This is a genomic window from Aurantivibrio infirmus, assembly GCF_054767315.1.
Genome location: NZ_BAAFSK010000002.1, coordinates 245,330 through 265,657, shown reverse-complemented (window position 1 = coordinate 265,657; position 20,328 = coordinate 245,330). Strand labels below are relative to the sequence as shown.

General features: G+C 44.5%; 18 protein-coding genes. 9 read left to right on the top strand and 9 right to left on the bottom strand.

The features are described 5' to 3' along the window. The first annotated feature begins 361 nt into the window (after positions 1–361). From ACYUCY_RS04900 to rpsT, 5 genes are all read left to right on the top strand, one after another. Complete coding sequence (locus tag ACYUCY_RS04900) at positions 362–1,054, top strand: OmpA family protein (protein WP_460225345.1); 693 nt, start codon at positions 362–364, stop codon at positions 1,052–1,054. Between the two features lie 188 nt (positions 1,055–1,242). After that, positions 1,243–1,500 carry a hypothetical protein gene (locus tag ACYUCY_RS04895; RefSeq protein ID WP_460225344.1) on the top strand — a complete coding sequence of 86 codons (258 nt, stop codon included), beginning with the start codon at positions 1,243–1,245 and terminating at the stop codon, positions 1,498–1,500. 113 nt (positions 1,501–1,613) lie between these two features. Further along, complete coding sequence (gene pdsR, locus ACYUCY_RS04890; RefSeq protein ID WP_460225343.1) at positions 1,614–2,309, top strand: proteobacterial dedicated sortase system response regulator; 696 nt, start codon at positions 1,614–1,616, stop codon at positions 2,307–2,309. 302 nt (positions 2,310–2,611) lie between these two features. After that, the gene (locus ACYUCY_RS04885; RefSeq protein ID WP_460225342.1) at positions 2,612–4,834 is read left to right on the top strand and encodes an ATP-binding protein; all 2,223 of its coding nucleotides are present in this window, start codon (positions 2,612–2,614) and stop codon (positions 4,832–4,834) included. Between the two features lie 197 nt (positions 4,835–5,031). After that, positions 5,032–5,298 carry a 30S ribosomal protein S20 gene (gene rpsT, locus ACYUCY_RS04880; RefSeq protein ID WP_460225341.1) on the top strand — a complete coding sequence of 89 codons (267 nt, stop codon included), beginning with the start codon at positions 5,032–5,034 and terminating at the stop codon, positions 5,296–5,298. Positions 5,299–5,407: 109 nt separating this feature from the next. Here the strand turns inward: rpsT and proB are convergent, their stop codons facing one another. From proB to rplU, 4 genes are all read right to left on the bottom strand, one after another. After that, a complete protein-coding gene (gene proB / locus ACYUCY_RS04875; RefSeq protein ID WP_460225340.1) occupies positions 5,408–6,541 on the bottom strand; it encodes a glutamate 5-kinase in 1,134 nt (377 codons plus the stop codon). Positions 6,542–6,616: 75 nt separating this feature from the next. Beyond that, a complete protein-coding gene (gene cgtA, locus ACYUCY_RS04870) occupies positions 6,617–7,813 on the bottom strand; it encodes an Obg family GTPase CgtA (RefSeq protein WP_460225339.1) in 1,197 nt (398 codons plus the stop codon). 146 nt (positions 7,814–7,959) lie between these two features. Continuing rightward, on the bottom strand, positions 7,960–8,217 hold the full coding sequence (rpmA, locus tag ACYUCY_RS04865) for a 50S ribosomal protein L27 (protein WP_460225338.1): 258 nt from the start codon (positions 8,215–8,217) through the stop codon (positions 7,960–7,962). Positions 8,218–8,287: 70 nt separating this feature from the next. Next, positions 8,288–8,602, bottom strand: a complete 315-nt coding sequence (gene rplU, locus ACYUCY_RS04860) for a 50S ribosomal protein L21 (RefSeq protein ID WP_460225337.1) — start codon at positions 8,600–8,602, stop codon at positions 8,288–8,290. 394 nt (positions 8,603–8,996) lie between these two features. On the opposite strand from rplU, the gene ACYUCY_RS04855 reads away from it, so the two are divergent. Then, positions 8,997–9,977 carry a polyprenyl synthetase family protein gene (locus tag ACYUCY_RS04855; RefSeq protein WP_460225708.1) on the top strand — a complete coding sequence of 327 codons (981 nt, stop codon included), beginning with the start codon at positions 8,997–8,999 and terminating at the stop codon, positions 9,975–9,977. A gap of 103 nt (positions 9,978–10,080) precedes the next feature. Then, a complete protein-coding gene (pgi, locus tag ACYUCY_RS04850; protein ID WP_460225336.1) occupies positions 10,081–11,718 on the top strand; it encodes a glucose-6-phosphate isomerase in 1,638 nt (545 codons plus the stop codon). A gap of 92 nt (positions 11,719–11,810) precedes the next feature. On the opposite strand, the gene ACYUCY_RS04845 is transcribed toward pgi, so the two are convergent. Beyond that, a complete protein-coding gene (locus ACYUCY_RS04845; RefSeq protein WP_460225335.1) occupies positions 11,811–13,160 on the bottom strand; it encodes a phosphohexomutase domain-containing protein in 1,350 nt (449 codons plus the stop codon). Positions 13,161–13,233: 73 nt separating this feature from the next. After that, a complete protein-coding gene (gene galU, locus ACYUCY_RS04840; RefSeq protein WP_460225334.1) occupies positions 13,234–14,067 on the bottom strand; it encodes a UTP--glucose-1-phosphate uridylyltransferase GalU in 834 nt (277 codons plus the stop codon). A 293-nt stretch (positions 14,068–14,360) separates the two neighbouring features. Here galU and fabA point away from each other — a divergent pair, with 293 nt between their 5' ends. Beyond that, positions 14,361–14,894, top strand: coding sequence for a 3-hydroxyacyl-[acyl-carrier-protein] dehydratase FabA (gene fabA, locus ACYUCY_RS04835; RefSeq protein ID WP_460225707.1), 534 nt, complete (start codon positions 14,361–14,363; stop codon positions 14,892–14,894). 449 nt (positions 14,895–15,343) lie between these two features. After that, complete coding sequence (gene fabB / locus ACYUCY_RS04830; RefSeq protein WP_460225333.1) at positions 15,344–16,561, top strand: beta-ketoacyl-ACP synthase I; 1,218 nt, start codon at positions 15,344–15,346, stop codon at positions 16,559–16,561. Between the two features lie 126 nt (positions 16,562–16,687). Here fabB and ACYUCY_RS04825 read toward each other — a convergent pair whose 3' ends face one another. From ACYUCY_RS04825 to ACYUCY_RS04815, 3 genes are all read right to left on the bottom strand, one after another. Beyond that, the gene (locus ACYUCY_RS04825) at positions 16,688–17,656 is read right to left on the bottom strand and encodes a sugar nucleotide-binding protein (RefSeq protein ID WP_460225332.1); all 969 of its coding nucleotides are present in this window, start codon (positions 17,654–17,656) and stop codon (positions 16,688–16,690) included. 144 nt (positions 17,657–17,800) lie between these two features. Beyond that, entirely contained in the window at positions 17,801–18,670 is an 870-nt protein-coding gene (locus ACYUCY_RS04820; RefSeq protein WP_460225331.1) for a hypothetical protein, read from the bottom strand. A 130-nt stretch (positions 18,671–18,800) separates the two neighbouring features. Then, positions 18,801–19,391, bottom strand: a complete 591-nt coding sequence (locus ACYUCY_RS04815; protein ID WP_460225330.1) for an HNH endonuclease — start codon at positions 19,389–19,391, stop codon at positions 18,801–18,803. Between the last annotated feature and the right edge of the window lie 937 nt (positions 19,392–20,328).

The following is a 20,328-nucleotide window of genomic DNA, read 5'->3' as shown; positions in this document are numbered from 1 at the left end:
AACATCGAAGAATTGACAGACGCTTACTTTACCTACTGTGATAGGCCTTCTCAAGCGTGGATGCTCCCTAGGGAAAGTAAAAACATGTAAGCCTGTATGAGATTATCGAGCTTGTTTTTAGCCCTGCTTGCCCCTTCTTTCACCCCCTCTCGGCCTGCCTTATTTCGCCACAATTGATCCCAACATCACCGCTTTTGCAACATTCTAGCTACCCAATGTTTTTGTTTACTGTGTTTAAGCGCAAGGGAAACGGCTACTGCAAAATCTTATCCCGCTTACGTTTTTATAAAAAAATATTTTTTAATTTAAAGCATCCTTTCATTGAAAGGCATCGTGCGAATAAAACAGAGAGGACATTACAATGAAAAAATTATTATTGGCCACCAGCATCGCCGCGGTATCCGCTTCAACTACCCCACTCGCATCGGCAGGGGAAACCGCTACGGGAATTAAACAGGGAGCCACAATAACCAGCTCAGCGATTATTGGCGGCGTTGCAGGTGGGCCGCTAGGATTTTTCATTGGCGCGATTGGCGGCGCCTACTTCGGAGAGCAAATTAAAAAAGCTGATGAGGCGAAAATCACTGAACTAGAACTAGCGGAGAAAGAAATGCAAGTTGCGGAATTAAAAACACAATTGTTAACAGCGGATTCTAAAGTCGGGGAACTGTCAGAAATCGCATTGGACAAACTAGAGTTTCAAGTTTTATTTCACACCGGGGCGGATCAACTAACCGATCGGGGTAAAGCGCGTGTCTCTGCACTAGCCAGTTTTTTGCAAAAACATCCCGGACTTTCCGTGCGCTTAACTGGTCACGCCGATCCTCGTGGCACCGATGAGTATAACAACGTACTTTCAGACCATCGCGCCATCAGTGTTCAACAATCGCTGATTGCGGCAGGGATCCAAAATTACCGAATTGAAAGACGTGCGGTTGGTGCAAACTTATCAAGGTCATTGAAAGGCGATTATGAGTCTTACGCAATTGATCGACGTGTTGATATCGAAATTTTCAGTCCTGTCACCGTCAACGCTGTAGTGCAAGCTCACTAAAAGCCACCAAGGTCTTATAACGGTGATTTTTATTTATAGATTCGCTTTTTGGGTACCTTTAAAAATTAGGATCTTTTCGTGAGAGCGAGGAAGCACCGCGCGGACGATGTGCACGGATGCACAAGTGTCGCGAAGCACAGGACGTGCGAGAGTGACGAACCGCAGTTGCAGAAAGTAAATGAGGATTTATGAAAACCTTCCTGGTTTTCACCCTACGGGTTGCTTTCGCAATCAAAAGTGTTCCAAACACTTTTGTCGAGCACGGAGGCTATGTACAGGAAGTACGGTATGCCGAAAGTGCAGGAGCATTTTTCGGTGACGCAGCTCTCGCGGAAAAAGACAATTTTTGGAGATACCCAATTGGAAATTACACACGGAAGTGGCTGACTAGATCACGGAAGTTTAGTCAGCACACCAAGCTCACTCCAGAGCCCTGTTTGGCCTAGATGAAATATGCTAGGCCTTTTTTGATCTACAAATTTAAGCTTCACCTTTTCGCCAAACACTACCCGTCAATAACATAATTATGCTAATGTTCCGCAGCACTTAGAGTGAGATTATGAATAGAGAAATCGCAATTGTAGAAGATGAAATGGCCTTAGCTGCCAACTATCGTGACTCTTTGGCTCGCCAAGGTTTTCGAGTAAAACATTTCAAAAATCGCCCTGAAGCGCTTGAAGGTTTCAAACTAAAACTGCCTGACCTCGCGATTATCGATGTTGGCCTCGAAGATGAAATCGAGGGTGGCTTTGATTTGTGCCGCGAATTACGTTCAATGGCGCCCAACCTACCCATCATTTTTTTATCGGCGCGCGATAGCGAGCTCGATGCAATTTCAGGTTTGCGCTTAGGCGCAGATGATTATCTCACCAAAGATATTAGTCAGCCTCATATGTTAGCGCGCATTGTTGCCCTATTCCGTCGAATCGATGCCTTACAGCGACCCGTCAGTGAAGATCAAAAAATTGAACGCGGAAAATTACAACTAAACCTTGATCGCATGTCGACTCATTGGGGCGAAGTGCCTGTTAATTTAACAGTAACGGAGTTTTGGATTGTGTATGCGCTCGCGAAACGTCCAGGCCATGTAAAAAACCGGCAACAACTAATGGATGCAGCGAATGTTGTGCTTGACGATAACTCAATAACATCTCACATAAAAAGAATTAGAAAAAAATTCCAACAACTCGATGAAAACTTCGATGATCTTCATACCGCATACGGCATGGGATATCGTTGGTCAAATGATAATTAGTTTTTATTTTTTAAAAAATAGCATGAAGCTTGCGCAGGAAGTGCGTGAGCGACGAACCGCAGTTGTAGAAAGTTGCTTCTGCACTTCCAACATCCATGTTGGGCGTACACGAAGTAATTGAGGATTTATAAAAACCGTCCCGTTTTCCACCCTTCGGGTTACCTTAGCAATCAAAGGTGTTCCAAACACTTTTGTCGAGCACGGCGCTTATATATAGGATGTATTGTATGCAGATTTGCAGGAGCATAAAATCTGTGACACCGCTAGCGTGAACACATGCTATTTATTCAGAGGTTCCTTTAATGCGTTTACGACGGCAGCTTTTAATAGTCAGCTTATTTATCTTGTATTTGCCTTGGGCTGGCTGCCAGTATATTCGCGAAATGGAAAATGTATTACGCGATGGGCAAACCGGTGCCTTAAAAGCGACTACGCAAGCAATTGCAGCAAGATTAGCAAGCGAAAGCTTGATCATAAATCCAGAGAAATATTCCCAACTCCTCGACGGCAAACAACAGATATATTTTCATGCTTTAACCACGCCCGCCATTGTCGATGGTTTTGGTGATGATTGGCAGGCATTTGAATTTTCACCTTTGCATTTTTCGGAATCGCCTTCCGACGAATTGGTAAATGCTAGCGCGGCCTCCAACACTTCGATTACCTCACTCGATGTTTATACCGGAAAACTTGGTGGCACCCTGTATTTTTATTTCGAAGTAATCGATGCCACCGAAGATTGGCACAATCCTCAAAAAACTTTTATTGCCAGTGGCGATCATATCGTTTTAAGAACCTTACACGAAGGAAAAATAGTAAATTATTTTATTCGTACCAGCGGACCAGGTAGCTTTACCGCGAGGCATATAAACGATGCCGGGGACATTCGTCAAGAATATCAAATTCGCGGTGAATGGCGACAAACTCGGAACGGTTACGCAATCGAATTTCAATCTCCCGAACGTGTAATTGGTGATTATCTCGACCTGAGTTATGTGGACTCCGGCTTGAGCAAGCAAGAAAATAATACCGATGGAGACGGGTTCTCAAATTTTGATTCATCGCCAAACGAAGCGAGAGATTTTTTTTCAAGATCCGATAACGATCAAGCAAAATATTTGGGTACGATTGCTAAGGATTCGAATCCAACACCTTGGGCGAGTCCGGCACCTTCGTTAAAAAACATACTCAGGCCATACAGTAATAAAGGCCAGGTGATCACCGTAGTTGATAAAAAACAGTGGCTCTTAACACAAAGCGGTGAACTGCCAGAGCAAACAACAATCGTTACCAGGGATAACATTTCGGATCTGCTACTCGAAAAAATATATCGTGCAGTTTTAGGAAATCAAAATTTTCCACCTTATGAAAATGCTCGTGTTAGTGGTCGTCTAGATGGTGAAGAAATAATTGCTGCCTTAGCCGGATCAGCAAGTGCAAATTGGTATCAGAATAATACCCAGGGTGTTGGTCGTGTTGCTTCACCCATTTTATTAGACGGAGAGGTAATCGGCGCAGTTACCGTTGAAGAGAGTAGTAATTCTTTAGTCGCGGGATCAAATTCCGCTTTCAACCGATTATTTTTCTACACCGTTATGGGCATTGCTGTGGTCGGTTTTGTTTTATTGGCTTACGCCTCATTATTGTCCTATCGCATTCGCCGTTTAAATCATGCCGCTGACAATGCGATCGGCGATGATGGAAAAATTCGCAATGATTTTATCCATTCCAAAGCTCGGGATGAGATAGGTGATTTAACACGAAGTTACGCGCAACTTTTGTCACGTCTCCGTGATTACACAGATTACTTACGCACGTTATCCAGCAAGTTATCTCACGAATTGCGTACACCCTTAGCGGTTGTTCGCTCTTCCCTCGAAAATCTTGAACACGAAACGCTGAGTAGAGATGCGGCGGAATATACTTCACGAGCACTCGATGGCAGTAATCGTTTGGCCAGCATCCTAAACGCTATGAGTGCGGCGAATCGTATCGAAGAAAGTATTGGTCAAGCCCAAGTGGAAACTTTCGCTCTTGATCAACTGCTTTCAGAGTTGGGCAAAGCCTATCAAGATACTTATCAAGGTCTCACTATCTCAACGCGTTTCGAAGAACACGCCGATGGCTTTTCAAGCCGCGGCTCTCCAGATTTGATCGTCCAAATGCTCGATAAACTGGTGGATAACGCCGCCGACTTTTGCCCCAAAGGCGGTGTTATTGAGATTGCCCTCTCCCGCTCCAAACAAGATCTTCTACTTATCGTGAGTAATGATGGCCCTCCACTTCCAGAACATATGCAAGGTCAGCTATTCGATTCACTGGTTTCGGTGCGAGATGGCAAGGAAGCGCCCACTGAATCTGCCAAAGCCAACAAGCCCAAAGACGACGGCACACATTTGGGGCTGGGTTTATACATTGTTCGTTTAATTGTCGACTTTCACGGCGGCCAGGTATCTGCTCGCAATCGCAAAGGCGGTAAGGGAGTCGAGTTTGTGATTATATTGCCAGCTTCCCAGGGTTCATGAGCCTATCGTCCCCGGACCAGCCAGTTCACCATACCCACTGAGGAAACCATACTGATTGACGTCCTGGCGGCACAATTGGTTGACACTGTTTATGAAACCGGCATAATGTCGCGCCTCAAATTACTTAGCGGGCAGCTATTCAGCTCGCTAATAATTGTTAAAGAATTTATTAGAATTTAAGAAAGATAGGAGCTCTTGTGGCTAATTTTCCCCAATCGAAGAAACGTGCTCGCCAGAATGTTAAAGCACGTGCACATAACGCCAGCTTGCGCTCTATGGTGCGCACCTACCTCAAGAAGGTAATAGCGGCAATTGAAGCCAAAGATGTTGAGGCAGCGAAAAGCGCCTATTCAGCCGCTGTACCGGTTATCGATCGCATGGCCGACAAAGGCATCATTCATAAGAATAAAGCAGCTCGTCATAAAAGCCGCTTAAATGCTCAGATTAAAGCTATCGCCGCCTAATTTAAGTTCATATTTGAGCGATAGCTCAGATAAGTAACTCGCCATTAAAAAAGCCGCTGACAAGTCATTGCCAGCGGCTTTTTTTGTCCTCAAATTTTGCGGCCTGCGCCTATAACAACACCAAGTTATCGCGATGAATCAATTCCTCATCGTCTTGGTAACCCAGTAGCGCTTCGATTTCAGCGCTAGCATGACCAGCAATGCGCCGGGACTCCTCACTGCTGTAATTAACCAAGCCGCGAGCGATCTCAGCGCCATTAGTATCAAGGCAAATGACCATATCTCCACGGGTAAACTCACCCTGAACTGACTTAACACCGACAGGCAATAAGCTTCGCCCTTGCTGACGCAGTACTTTGACCGCCCCGGCATCCAAACTCAGAGTTCCTCGCGATTGCAACTGGCCCGCCAGCCAACGTTTTCTGGCGGCTTGAGGCTGCTGACTGGCATCCAAGGTCGTGCCAAGCGAATCACCTGCGGCAATTTTTAATAGAACATTGTCGATACGCCCACCAACAATAACTGTACTGGCGCCAGAGCGAGCAGCCAGCTTAGCGGCTTTAACTTTGGTAATCATTCCACCGCGACCTAAACTCCCACCCTCAGAAGCCATCTGCTTTAGGCGATCGTCATCGACGGCAGCATTCTTAATTAACTTCGCTTGTGGATTTTTACGGGGATCGGCATCAAACATGCCGTCTTGATCGGTGAGGATAATCAACTTGTCGGCGTCAATTAGGTTGGCGACTAAAGCCGCAAGAGTATCGTTGTCGCCAAAGCGGATCTCATCCGTCACCACGGTGTCATTTTCATTGATGACCGCAATCACTCCCAAGGACATCAAAGTCTTCAGCGTAGAGCGCGCGTTTAGATAGCGCTGACGATTGCTCAAGTCGTCGTGATCCACTAAGACTTGTGCGGTATGCAAACCAAATTTCTGAAAGGCTTGCTCATAGGTTTGCACCAAGCCCATTTGACCAACTGCCGCCGCCGCCTGCAGCTCATGAATTGCAGTTGGGCGAATTTCCCAACCCAGACGATTCATTCCTGCCGCAACGGCACCCGACGAAACCAATACATATTCAATATCGTAATCTTTCAACTGCGCCATCTGCGCAACCCAGACATTAATTGCCTCAACATCAAGACCCTGGCCATTATTGGTCAACAAAGCGCTACCAATCTTTATGACCCAACGTTGTTTGGCACTTGCCGTTATTTGATTACTTTTAAATTCAGTCATCGCTTTAGTTTTACTTAGTAGAGCTGCTTAATTGGTAGGGTTCACGTTAATAAACTGTCATGACGAAGTATCGACTTAGGGCGTGTAGCTCACTTCAACATCATAATCATCGTCGTCTTCATCTTCATCATCGGCTTGACCGGATTTTCGCAACTGACGCCTTTGTTCACGGAGCAAATCGATGCGCTCGCGAGCCTCACTTTGCATTTGCTTCTGCAGTTGAATCTCTGCCTCAGCAAGATCAGGATCTTCCGCCTCACGCTCCCAATACTCTTCCAATACATTAAGAATTTCGCCACTCAACGATTCTGTACCAGACTTACTGATTGCCGCGATTTTACACACCCGGCCTTGCCAATTTATCGCTTTAACTAATTCATCGCAGCGCTCCTCAATTTCCTCTTCGGGCAGCAGATCAATCTTGTTGAGCAAAAGCCATTGCTCGCGCTTTGCTAAAGTCGGGCTAAATATTTCCAATTCTCGCTGAATCGCCTGGAAGTTTTCCGCAGGGCTCGAGCCATCGAAAGGTGCCATATCAACTAAATGCAAAAGTATCCGACAGCGTGTTAAATGCTTTAAAAAGCGAATTCCTAGCCCGGCGCCTTCCGAAGCACCAACCACCAAGCCGGGTAAATCTGCAATCACAAAACTACGATGCTTTTGCACCTGAACGACACCGAGGTTTGGAATCATCGTGGTAAAAGGATAATCCGCAACTTTCGGTTTGGCTGCGGAAACAGCGCGAATAAATGTCGATTTACCGGCATTGGGCAAACCCAACAGGCCAACATCCGCCAAGACCTTCATTTCAAGTTTGAGATTGCGCTGTTCGCCAGGAGATCCGGGTGAGGTTTGGCGAGGCGCTCTGTTAGTACTGGACTTAAAGCGGGCATTACCCAAGCCATGAAACCCACCCTGGGCCACTAACAAGCGTTGATTGACCTCCGTTAGATCACCAATTATTTCTTGGCTATCGGTATCAATGACTGTTGTACCAACCGGTACCGGTAAGATTAAGTCTTCACCATTAGCACCACGGCAATCCTTACCGCGGCCGGATTCTCCCGTTTGCGCGCGGTACGTTGGTTGGTAACGATAATCCACCAAGGTATTAATACTGTCATTGGCCTCAAGGAAGATACTGCCACCATCACCACCATCGCCACCATCAGGGCCGCCACGGGGAATGTATTTTTCTCGACGAAAACTCAGGCAGCCGCTACCGCCATTACCGGCATGGACTGAGATTGGCGCCTCGTCTACAAATTTCATGGCATTTCTCTTATTGGCTACTGACTACAAAAACTGTGGATGAACTTTAAACGACTTTCTGAAACAAAAAAGCCCCATCTCAAGAGACGGGGCTTCTTTTTATAACTGTCCTCAATGCCCCGATTCTATGATCGGAGCCAAAGGAACTAGGCGCTGACCACACTGACAAAACGGCGGTTTTTCGGGCCTTTAACTTCAAATTTAATCGCACCATCGGCTTTCGCGAATAGGGTGTGATCTTTACCAATACCTACATTCACTCCTGGGTGAAACTGAGTACCTCTTTGGCGAACAATAATGTTGCCAGCAACGGCTTGCTGACCACCAAAAAGTTTTACACCGAGTCGCTTGCTTTCGGAATCGCGACCGTTACGAGTACTACCGCCTGCTTTTTTATGAGCCATGATTTGCTCCCTTAAATTCTGTTGTTAACTATTAATAGCTACGAATAATCTTTATCGAAGGATGTGAGGCTTAAGCCGAAATCCCGGTGATTTTTACTTCGGTATACCACTGACGATGACCTTGGCGCTTCATGTGGTGCTTACGTCGACGGAACTTGATGATTTTCACTTTATCGTGACGACCAATGCTAACAACCTCGGCTGTTACCTTGGCACCTGCTACTGTCGGCGCGCCAATTTTGACATCACCTTCATTAGCGATAAGCAGGACGCTGTCGAAATCGACTTTATCGCCTGGCTCAACGCCGATAATTTTTTCCAGCTTAAGGGTTTCACCCTCGATTACGCGGTGTTGCTTACCGCCAGCTTCAATTACTGCGTACATACTTGCTCCAAATAAGGCCTTAGCCTGGTGGACGTCACGAAGCGGCCAGCTGCAAGAATCATATTAAAGACAAATTTTTGCGGCTTAATCTAATGGCCCTTTGGGGGCTTGCGACGTTAGATTGAGATCTGAAATTCAGGGCCGGGGATTCTACGGGAAATCCGCCCTGTCCGCAATGCCTTAAGGCCCTAAAACTCCGGGCTTCGGCATTACCTTTCGCCGCGTTTTAGCCCATCGCCCACAGCCATGGGAACCTGAACCCTCAACTCAAGGAAGAGGGCTTGCCATGCAAAAAACTTTACTTGGATCTTTGTCGACCTGCGACCTTCTCACCTTGACAGTACTAACGAGCAACCCTAGGATTCATCGCTTTGTCCTCAGCACGGATTCCTGGATGCTCCCTTTTCACCAAGTTGTAAAAAACGACTTCGCTGACGTTAATCAGCTCATCATTGATCAACTCCATTCCGACGTAGACCTTGTCGAAAATATCGGCCACTACTTAGTGGAAGCAGGAGGCAAACGCTTGCGGCCTTTGTTGGTGTTGCTTACCAGCAATGCGTTAGCGAGCACCGAAAGCAAAGAATTTTTAAAACTTGCCGCCATCATTGAATTTATTCACACGGCGACCTTATTGCATGATGACGTGGTAGATGTTTCCAGCCTGCGACGCGGCAGGCTCACCGCGAATGCGAAATGGGGCAATGCGCCCAGCGTACTTGTCGGCGATTTTCTGTATTCCCGTGCATTTCAACTCATGGTTGAAATCGGCAATATGAAAATCATGAATATTCTCGCCGACACCACCAATATTATTTCTGAGGGCGAAGTTCAACAACTCGTTAACGCTAAAAACCCAGATGTTAGCGAAGACGTTTACATGGAAGTCATCTACAAAAAAACTGCGATTTTATTTTCCGCCGCCTGCGAAACAGCAGCGGTGTTGGCACAATCTACGCATAAGAAACTAAGTTCATCAGATATAGATGCATTAAAACAATATGGCTTTCACGTTGGCATGGCGTTTCAGTTAGTTGATGACGTGCTTGACTACAGTGGCGACGCGGAAACACTGGGCAAGAATATTGGTGATGATTTATCGGAGGGCAAACCAACCCTACCGCTCATCGTTGCAATGCGACATGCTGAAGCAAATGATGCGGAAATAATCGCAAATGCGCTCCGCAATGGTTCAAGTGAACAGTTAAATAAAATCGTCAGCATTGTCCAAGAGAATAACGGCCTCACATACACCCAAGAAAAAGCGAAATATCACGTCGACCAAGCGCTTAACTGTTTAAATGGAATTTCAGATTCGGAATATTCACAAGCAATGAAAGAATTGGCCAATTTCGCAATCAGCAGGAGCTACTAAGTAGAACTTGTAAACAGAACCTATTGGTAAATGGTTGGCGAAAAAATAATGCGGATTAGCGAACACCTCTCCGTTCGCAAAAATTTTAAAATGGATAAGCCCGATGCCCCAAACCAAAAACTCTATTGCTTCACGACTCCCTTCTTGGCAAGCACTCTGGGAAAAAAAACAACTGTGGGATAAAACAACTCTTGTCGACGAATTCAACAAAGACAGCAGACGGGCAAGCACCCTCTCCCTCTCCGCCTGCGATTTATTTTTAGATTATTCTAAAAATCACATTAATGAAGAAACCCTCGATCTGTTAGTTCAGCTCACCAAAGAAGCCTCATTAAAAGACAAAATTAACGAATTATTTTCAGGCGAAAAAATTAACAACACTGAAAATAGAAAAGTACTGCACACCGCATTGCGCTCGCCACGAACCTCTAGCGAAGAAGAGCAGGCCGTTCATGGCACTTTAAAAAAGATGTCAGCCTTCGTGGATAAAATTCACAGTCAAGAATGGCGAGGCTTCAGCGGCAAAGCAATAACTGATATCGTTAATATTGGCATTGGCGGCTCAGACTTGGGGCCTCGTATGGCCACTGCCGCTTTAACGCCTTTTCATGTTTCTCAAATTAAAGTGCATTTTGTTGCGAACGTAGATGGTGCCGATATATCCACTTGCCTCGCCGGACTCAATCCTGAATCAACATTATTTATCGTCGCCTCAAAATCATTTACTACACTAGAAACTTTAGAAAATGCTAAGTCTGCTCGCCGCTGGATGAAGAGTGCCGATTGCACGGACAACGATATTGCGAAACATTTTGTTTCAATAACGGCTAATGTCAAAACCGCCGTTGAATTTGGAATTGATGAAAATAATATTTTTCCAATGTGGGACTGGGTTGGCGGGCGCTACTCACTATGGTCAGCAATAGGTTTACCAATAGCGTTAGCAATAGGCTTTAAAGAATTCAAAAACTTATTGCAGGGTGCGCACGAAATGGACGAGCACTTTCGAAACGCCGAAGCAAAAAATAATTTACCTGTAATTCAAGCCTTAATTGCGTTTTGGTACAACCAATTTTGGGACGCACAAAGCCAGGTAATTTTGCCCTACAACAACTTACTCCAACACTTCCCGGCTTTTTTGCAACAACTCGACATGGAAAGCTTAGGTAAGTCGGTCGATCGTGATGGCGGCCCGGTCGATGGTCCAACAGGAATGATTATCTGGGGCAGCGAGGGAACCAACGGCCAACATTCGTTTCACCAATTATTGCACCAAGGAAATCGTTGTGTTCCTGCAGATTTTATTATTAACAAACGTTCTCAGTACAAATTGAAACATCAACAAGAACATTTGATTGCCTGCTGCTTAAGTCAAAGCCAGGCTTTGCTACAAGGTAAATCTTTAGCACAAGCAACACAGGAACTACTGGATGCAGGCCTCGATGCAAAACAAGCTAATGAACTGGCAAAACATAAAGTGATTCCAGGTAATCGCCCTAGTAGCACGTTGATTATGGATGAGTTATCACCAAAAAACTTGGGCGCACTCATTGCGTTATACGAACATAAAGTATTTGTGTTGAGTGTGCTGAGCAATACCAATGCTTTCGACCAGTGGGGTGTTGAGCTAGGCAAACAGCTAAGCGGGCCGATCTATGCGGCGCTCACTTCGAGCAAAAAAAATGAGCTCGATAGGCTTGACGGCTCTACTCAACAACTAATTGACTTGCTTTCAAAATAAACTTTCTTAAATACTACGCTCATCAAGAATCGAAAGTAAAAAAATGGCCTCGTACATTTCTGCAGAGGCCATTTGCTTAACTCTTATCAATATTAATCTAATAGTGACAACAACTCATCGCGTTTTTCTTCCATCAATTTTATATCGCCCCTACTCTCCACGTTCAAACGAACTACCGGTTCGGTATTGGACATGCGTAAATTAAATCGCCAATCTTCAAAAGCGACACTCAAACCATCGACGTGCTCAACACTGAGTGCATTCTTAGCATAAAACGCTTCCGCTTTAGCTATTGCCACTTTTGGATCGGAAATTTTTCGATTTATCTCGCCACTACAGGGAAACTCAGCAATACATTCACTCACTAAGGTTGATAGGCTTTTATTTTTAACACTCACCAACTCACTCACCAGCAACCAAGGAATCATGCCACTATCGCAATAAGCAAAATCTTTAAAATAATGATGGGCGCTCATTTCACCACCGTAAATTGCATCCTCTTTACGCATTCGCTCTTTAATAAACGCGTGGCCCGTTTTACTTTCGATTGCTAGACCAGAATTTTTTTCTGCAATGTTTTGCGTATTCCAAATCAAGCGAGGGTCATGAACGACTTTTGCGCCAGGCGACTTAATTAAGAAGGCCTCGGCAAGCAAACCTACCAAGTAATAACCCTCGATAAATTCGCCGGTTTCATCAAAGAAAAAACATCGGTCAAAATCACCATCCCAAGCAATACCAAAGTCAGCACCGTGTTGTTTTACTGCCTCAATCGTCGCAGGCCTATTTTCGGGCAACAAAGGATTAGGGATACCGTGAGGGAAAGTCCCATCTGGCTCGTGATGAATCTTTATAAATTCGAAAGGAAGATATTTTTCGATAGCATCGATGGCCATACCGGCACCACCGTTGCCCGCGTTAACAACAATCTTTAACGGCTTAAGGTTGTCTATATTGACATAAGTCAGTAAATGCTTAATGTATTCAGATCGATTGTCGAGTGAAACAACTTCGCCTTTGTTAGTTGTTTTTTTAAAATCGTTTTTTTCTGCCATGGCCTTAATATCTAAAAGACCTGTATCGCCACTAATCGGTTTTGAACCTTCGCGCACCAATTTCATGCCGTTATAATCAATGGGGTTGTGGCTAGCCGTCACACAAACACCCCCATCGACATCGAGATGAAAAGCGGCAAAATAAATCTCTTCCGTTCCACACTGACCAATATGAATAACATCCGCCCCAGCATCAGTAATACCATCAACAAGAGCGTTGGTGATTTCTGGACTCGTTAGCCGAATATCATGACCGACAACGATTTTTTTTGCATTTAGATATTCAGCAAAAGCTCGCCCTATGCGATAGGCGATATCAATATTTAATTCATCTGGCACCCGGCCTCTAATATCATAGGCCTTAAAACAAGTTAAATCTGTACTCACAAAAATTACCTTTTTTAATACTAAACTTATTAATGCGCGAAAATTTTAACTCGCAAACAAAAAAATGGGATCGTTAGATCTCATTATAAATATTTTCATAAACGAAATTTGTCGCTTCGACAAAACCAGAGACACTGCCACAATCAAAGCGTTTGCCTTTGAACTTATAAGCCATAACACATCCGGTTTTAGCCTGTGTTAACAGCGCGTCAGTAAGCTGTATCTCACCGTTCTTTCCTGGTGGTGTACTTTCAATTACTTCAAAAATATCAGGAGTCAAAATATAACGACCAATAATCGCCAAATTTGAAGGCGCCTCGTCTGCAGTAGGCTTTTCTACCATGTCGCTAACCTGATAAAGATTGTCTTTAATTTTTTCTCCTGCAATCACACCGAACTTATGGATATCTTCTTTGGGAATTTCTTGAATCGCGACGATACTGCAACGAAACTGCTTATAAAGCTTAACCATTTGCATTAAAACGCCGTCTTCACCGCTTTCAGTCACGCAAAGGTCATCTGACAAAACCACACCGAACGGTTCGTCGCCTATCAAACGACGGCCATTGAGAATTGCATCACCTAAGCCGCGCATTTCTTTTTGCCGAGTCATGGAAAAACTGGCTTTATTCATGACGTTACGAATACTAGCAAGATATTTTTCTTTATCTGAGCCCGCAATTTGGTGTTCCAGCTCAAAGCTAACATCAAAGTGATCTGCAATTGCGCGCTTTCCGCGACCAGTAACCAAACCAATTTCCGTTAGACCGGCCTCAATTGCCTCCTCTACCCCATATTGAACCAGGGGTTTATTTACGACGGGTAACATCTCTTTGGGCATCGCCTTAGTCGCAGGTAAAAAACGAGTTCCGTATCCTGCCACCGGGAACAAACACTTTTTGATCATTAAAATCTCCTTAGATTTTTATGTTTATAGTTTTTGCCTTGCTTCCGCCCAATCTTTATACAAGCGAGAAATACACAGCTGAAACTTTTAACAAGTCCTAATCGAATGAAAGCACATACCATACCACAAAAGCCGATACCGCTTTATGACGACAATAAGATTGCCATATAGCTTCGTTTTGGCGCTAGACAACTCCCTAGGAGCCGGTAGAATGGCCACCTTTTCTTGGGCCGGGAATTACTCCCAGCGCAACTTCGATGTCCGAAGTGCGCGACAACGGTAGCACACAGACTATGACAACAATTGAGAGACAGAGCGCCTACAGCTTTGATGAATTAATAGAATGTGGAAATGGCCGTATGTTTGGCCCAGGCAACGCCCAATTACCTGTCCCTAACATGCTCATGCTCGACAAAATCAGTCACATAAGTGAGAAGGGCGGCGAATACGGCAAGGGAGAAATCATTGCCGAGCTTGATATCAATCCCGACCTTTGGTTTTTCCAGTGTCATTTTCCCGGAGACCCCGTAATGCCAGGTTGCCTAGGCCTCGACGCAATGTGGCAACTGGTTGGCTTCTTCCTCGCATGGAAAGGTAATCCCGGTAGAGGCAGAGCGCTAGGAGCAGGTGAAGTGAAGTTTGCAGGCCAAGTGCTGCCAACCGACAAAAAGGTTACCTACCATATTAATTTGAAGCGCGTGATCGAACGCAAGTTAGTCATGGGAATTGCTGACGGACGCGTCTCTGTTGACCAAAAAGAAATTTATGTTGCGAAGGATCTCAGAGTAGGCTTATTTCAAAATGTTGATGGCGCTTTAAACGGCTAATCGGCATACCGAAGCCAAGATCTCAGAATGCTATTGACTGAGTATTCTGTCTGATTAATATTAGCTGCTTGCCAGCCTCTAGAATTTAACCTGAAAGGACCAGCCAACTCACACTTACCCAACTATCGCTATATTGATACGGACGTTTTGGAATTTTGGTAAGTTGCTCGAGAACAACCCTATACCGAGTTAATAAACGACTATTATTTAACGTAAAGTGCATAAAAATAGCACTTGTTTTTACTGTGATAACAAAGTGAAAAAGGAAAGCCCTAAATCTTGTTTGACGATAGGGCTAGAAACCAGGCTCAGCTCTCCCAGTGTTTTTGGTTTCTCGCATTTTCAATGCATATTTACGTGCTTGAAAATGGCAACACAAGTCAGTGTTGAAAAGCGCTCCTAAATAAAAAGTAAGCGCTTACGCTATTAGCTAATGTAAGAGGAAATCTATGAGACGTGTTGTGGTCACCGGATTCGGGATCGTATCTTGTTTAGGCAATGACAGACATACTGTGCTTGACGCACTAAAAGAGTGCAAGTCGGGCATCAAGTTTAAACAGGAATACCAGGATTACGGTTTTCGCAGTCAAGTTGCTGGCAGCGTTGAGATCGATTTAAAAGAACTCATCGATCGTAAAGCAAAGCGCTTTATGGGTGACGCCGCCGGTTATGCTTATGTATCAATGCAGCAAGCGATTGAAGATGCTGGTTTAAGTGCAGACATGGTTTCCAACGATAGAACTGGAATCGTTATGGGTTCTGGTGGCGCATCTGCAATCAACAATGTTGAAGCCGTTGATATTTTGCGCGCCAGGGGCATCAAAAAAGTTGGGCCCTATCGAGTGACTCAAACTATGGCCAGCACGGTTTCCGCTTGCCTTGCCACACCGTTTAAAATTCGTGGCGTGAACTACTCTATCTCTTCCGCTTGCTCAACCAGTGCCCACTGTATCGGTAATGCGATGGAATTAATTCAACTCGGCAAACAAGATATCGTTTTTGCTGGGGGTGGAGAAGAGGAACATTGGACCTCCAGCTGTTTATTCGATGCCATGGGTGCGCTTTCAACTAAATATAACGACAGCCCAGGAAGTGCCTCTCGCGCCTACGATCAAGACCGAGATGGCTTCGTCATCGCTGGCGGCGGTGGCTGTGTCGTTATCGAAGAACTCGAACATGCGTTAGCTCGCGGCGCTAAGATTTATGCCGAATTAACCGGTTATGGTGCTACTTCTGACGGCTATGACATGGTGTCTCCTTCTGGTGAAGGCGCAGTACGCTGCATGCAGCAAGCGATGCAAACTGCCAAGTCCCCAGTCGATTACATCAATACCCACGGCACCAGCACACCGGTTGGCGACACCAAAGAATTGCATGCAATTCGTGAAGTTTTTCCCGATGCGGCGCCTTTCATCAGCTCAACCAAATCTTTAACCGGACACTCTCTAGGTGCGACAGGTGTTCAGGAAGCGGTTTATTCGTTGTTGATGATGGAAAATAATTTCCTATGTGCGTCGGCGAATATCAACAAGCTCGATGAAGAAGCCGAAGGCCTACCCATTCTTCTCGAACGAAAAGACGACGTGGAATTAAATTGCGTTATGTCAAACAGCTTCGGGTTTGGCGGCACTAATGCCAGCTTGGTTTTTGAGCGCTACAAAGACTAATTATTTTTAGCATCTATACAAAAGAAAATCTTTTTTGAGTCTTTTAAAAAAGATTTTCTTATTTTATTTTTTGGCAGCTTTTTGTCCCAAAAATAAAATACTCTTTTGACCGCGATGACAAAAGTTTCACTTCTTAAGCTGCACGTCCGTAGCCAGCTGATCAGGTTCTAAAAGCCCAGTCTCTTCCGCCCACATTTTTATTCTTGATGTCAGCCCTTGACGCCAACTTCTTGGTCGCACACCAAAATTATTCTCGATACGCTTACAGCTCAGTGCCGCACTGATTGGCTCCAATGATTTTATCTTCAGCGTATCAATTGAATTATTACTTTCTGTTTCATCCTCATGAGTCGCAGCGGCGCTAATAATTTCTCCTTTCGCTTCCAAAAACTCAGCGTAAGCCGTTTGCACTTGCTGTCCGAATTCGAATTCGTTACACGTATCAGCACTGCAATAATGAAAATATCCCCAATTCGTTGCACCAGACATGACTTGACGAATCACGGTATTAATTACACGAATGATATCGTCTTGCCAAGTCGGCGCGCCCCGTCGATATGCTGACAACTCCACCCCTTCCGAGCTACCCAAGCCTTTAAGTGTTTTGGTCAAAATGTTTTCAGTTGTGGTGTCAATTATCCAACTAAAGCGAAGTATCAAAAAGCTTTCCAGGCTTTCCTCAAAGCACTTTTCAGCTGACACTAACATTTCGCCATAGTCGCTTAACGGGGACACCGGATCTTTTTCGAGATAACTATTTTTTCTATCACCACCAAAAACGTGATAATCAGAAATGTGGACTGCGATCGCATTGACCGCCGCACAAGAAGACGCAATATTTTTAATTGCAGACTTAAAATAGGGGTACGGGTCTTCCAATTCAAGCTTGAATAATGGTGTACCGAGAAAATTAACTACTAAAAATGGGGTATGGGTTTCCAATAGACGTCCTACTTCTTCAGAACTTTCCCAATCTATATCACTGCTCTTAATTCCCACAACGGGTTGATTGCCGGAATCTAATCCGTCAAAAATCTTGCTCGCAACATCGCTGTCAACACCGATGATTAATACTCGCTTGCTCGCGATATTCATAAATGAATTCTTTTAACCTGCAAAATATCTAGGGATATCTATAAAAGTGTTTGGAAAAAGGTAAAGACTTTAACACACATCGATAATTTATTGAGGATCCAAATTGTTTAAAACCGAAAATCAATCAGCTTTTTCGAGTAAGAATTATTTTAATTGATAAACCCAATTCATTGTTCGATTATCACACACAATTAACCGTTCATTTAAATCCATACACTGTTGTAGACCGCTTGGCCTTTTTTCGCTAAAGCGTTGCTCAACGAGCATTGTTGCCTTATCTTTTTTTAAGAAGCCATACATGGTTTCAAAACGATCAGCGAAAATTTCTTCCGAATCAGACAACTCCAAATACGTGTAATAAAATTTGGTATACGACATGGTCACACCACCCAAACCGATATCGAGCATCTTTTGAATATATAAAGCGTAACTCTCGACCAGGTAATTATTTAATTCGGTTTCGTTTTTAGGATCACCGTGAAAACGGGCCATGCCCAATTCGTTATCTTCGCTGAGAACATCTTTTGCTAAATATCGATTATGTTTATTGTCTATCAACTCATACAAGCGATTTTTACAGACAATTTGTATCGAGCGAAATTCACATTGAGCCAAGGGGTTTTGCGCCGCCCTTCCGTTAGGTTTTTCTCTTTGCGATTCTGGTCGTAACGAAACTGTAATCGGTTTAAGCGCTGCATCTTTAGTTTCAGGTTCGCTGGTCTTTTCCGGCTCTCGCTCGCTAGCTCTTGCAGACGAGACTGGCTTTTCTGGAACAGGTACATCTAAGCCCAATTTTCGAGCAGGCCTTTTTAATAACATTGCTTGGATTTTTGGTTGGTTGCGACGGAAGTCCGCAAAACTAGGTAGTGTTGAGCCTTCAGCGGTCAGTTGGATTTTACAAAATAATTGTTCGAGGGGAGTACGCGCCTGATTACTACAAGCGGTATTCCCATAGCTGGTCATCGCGAAACCAGAAAGTGTCGTCAGCAGAATAATGAAGGAAATGGATTTCATGGGCCTAAGAATAGCCCTTAATCTAATCTTCTGTCCTTAACAAACGCGGAGCAATTGACCAAATTGATAACTGAGGTGTTAAACGGATCGGGGGGTAAGAATCACAAGCTTATCAGCGGGTACTTAAAGACTAACTAACGGCAAATTGAGCGATATCGCGATCCTTACCACGACTATGCTTTGAAAATTGTGGGCGCAAAAATTCTATTTGATCACCGCGGATACGCTTACTGTTAGTCAGCGCCAGATACTCAGCGTAGTTGGGTCGATACGGCAGAGCGATCAACTCCATTGAAATCTCACTGAGTAGACTATCGCCTTTATGTTGATTACAGCGACGGCAAGCGGCAACAACATTTTCCCATTTATCTAAACCGCCACGGCTTTTCGGCACAACATGGTCGCGAGATAAGACATGAGAGGGGAAGAATTGCCCGCAATACATACACTGGTGGTTATCGCGAGAAAATAAGGAGGGATTGGTCAAGGCGACTTGAGTTCGCATACGGGGAATTTGACTGCCACCACAAGCGATGATCGCTGGCAGATCTATGCTTGATCGAATTCCGGTGCCGCGACAAACGCCCCCTTTTACTGTGCGCGCTACCCCCCCTAAACTCCAGGCAACCATATTCCGGGCATGCATACCCACCGCATCTTTCCAGTGCAACCATTCAACAGGTTGACCCGCTATATTGAGCCTAAGAATGCGTGCTTCCACGACACCTCCGAAAACATTGGATTAGCAACTTCAGACAATAGTTCTTACCTATGACAGTTTTTATTACACCTCGCAACCCAGCGCAAATTCCGCTAATCAATAATATTTGGCCCTGCAAAAGCGTACGAAGACGAACTGGATTGAAATTAGCTAGATCAAGATGAACAAAGAATAAGCGAACACAGGACGGATCATAAGTCGAAATGACGCTTCTATGATAACCATAAAAGCTGGGATAGCAGGAAAACGTAATGCAACAGCGACCTAACCAAAGGCTAAGATCTGACGCAATGGATGGCATACAGAACGTGGGGGAGTTTTGCCAGGATAGATTATTGAACGCGACACCTCTTGCTTAATATGCTGGGTAATGACTTCAATCTGATCTGTGACGTTTAGGATGACTCCAACAACTTGGTATTTTCAGTTAGTCAATTTCAAAACCTTTTCAAATGCCAGACCAAGCTTGAATTAAGCTTGTGCAATTCTCATGCAGTAAGAAACTGACCCCGTATATTAGGCAAAGCGAAGTAATAGTCAACGATTTAAGGCGCTAAATGAACGCTTGGATCACCTGCGATTACGATAAGAAGAGAATGCTTTCTCACTTATTGCGTGGATTTTCACGCCACAAATAAACAGAGTTCGAAACTAACTAAGATTAGCGGACGCAAACAAAAACACCGCTAGAGCTGACTCTAGCGGTGTTTTTTTAAGTCTCTATTCCTCGAGATCGGCCGCAATCCTTGACTTCCCTGCCTGGCATCCTTGCAGCTTCCGTGCTGAATCCTTGAACTTTGTCTCCGTGACAATGCTTATTCTACGGATTCGCGAAGTTAACAATAGTGGTAAATCTCACATTGTTTTGTAGGATATATCTCACAAGCATCAGCCATCTCCCATGCGTAGTTTCGAAACGAAGAATTCAAACAAAATC

Coding starts and splice junctions, on each gene's coding strand:
- ACYUCY_RS04895 (WP_460225344.1), top strand. CDS start 1,243: ATGAAAACCTTCCTGGTTTTCACCCTACGGGTTGCTTTCGCAATCAAA.
- rpmA (WP_460225338.1), bottom strand. CDS start 8,217: ATGGCTCATAAAAAAGCAGGCGGTAGTACTCGTAACGGTCGCGATTCC.
- fabA (WP_460225707.1), top strand. CDS start 14,361: ATGACAACAATTGAGAGACAGAGCGCCTACAGCTTTGATGAATTAATA.
- proB (WP_460225340.1), bottom strand. CDS start 6,541: ATGACTGAATTTAAAAGTAATCAAATAACGGCAAGTGCCAAACAACGT.
- ACYUCY_RS04820 (WP_460225331.1), bottom strand. CDS start 18,670: ATGAAATCCATTTCCTTCATTATTCTGCTGACGACACTTTCTGGTTTC.
- fabB (WP_460225333.1), top strand. CDS start 15,344: ATGAGACGTGTTGTGGTCACCGGATTCGGGATCGTATCTTGTTTAGGC.
- ACYUCY_RS04900 (WP_460225345.1), top strand. CDS start 362: ATGAAAAAATTATTATTGGCCACCAGCATCGCCGCGGTATCCGCTTCA.
- cgtA (WP_460225339.1), bottom strand. CDS start 7,813: ATGAAATTTGTAGACGAGGCGCCAATCTCAGTCCATGCCGGTAATGGC.
- ACYUCY_RS04885 (WP_460225342.1), top strand. CDS start 2,612: ATGCGTTTACGACGGCAGCTTTTAATAGTCAGCTTATTTATCTTGTAT.
- rplU (WP_460225337.1), bottom strand. CDS start 8,602: ATGTACGCAGTAATTGAAGCTGGCGGTAAGCAACACCGCGTAATCGAG.
- ACYUCY_RS04855 (WP_460225708.1), top strand. CDS start 8,997: ATGCTCCCTTTTCACCAAGTTGTAAAAAACGACTTCGCTGACGTTAAT.
- pdsR (WP_460225343.1), top strand. CDS start 1,614: ATGAATAGAGAAATCGCAATTGTAGAAGATGAAATGGCCTTAGCTGCC.
- pgi (WP_460225336.1), top strand. CDS start 10,081: ATGCCCCAAACCAAAAACTCTATTGCTTCACGACTCCCTTCTTGGCAA.
- galU (WP_460225334.1), bottom strand. CDS start 14,067: ATGATCAAAAAGTGTTTGTTCCCGGTGGCAGGATACGGAACTCGTTTT.
- ACYUCY_RS04825 (WP_460225332.1), bottom strand. CDS start 17,656: ATGAATATCGCGAGCAAGCGAGTATTAATCATCGGTGTTGACAGCGAT.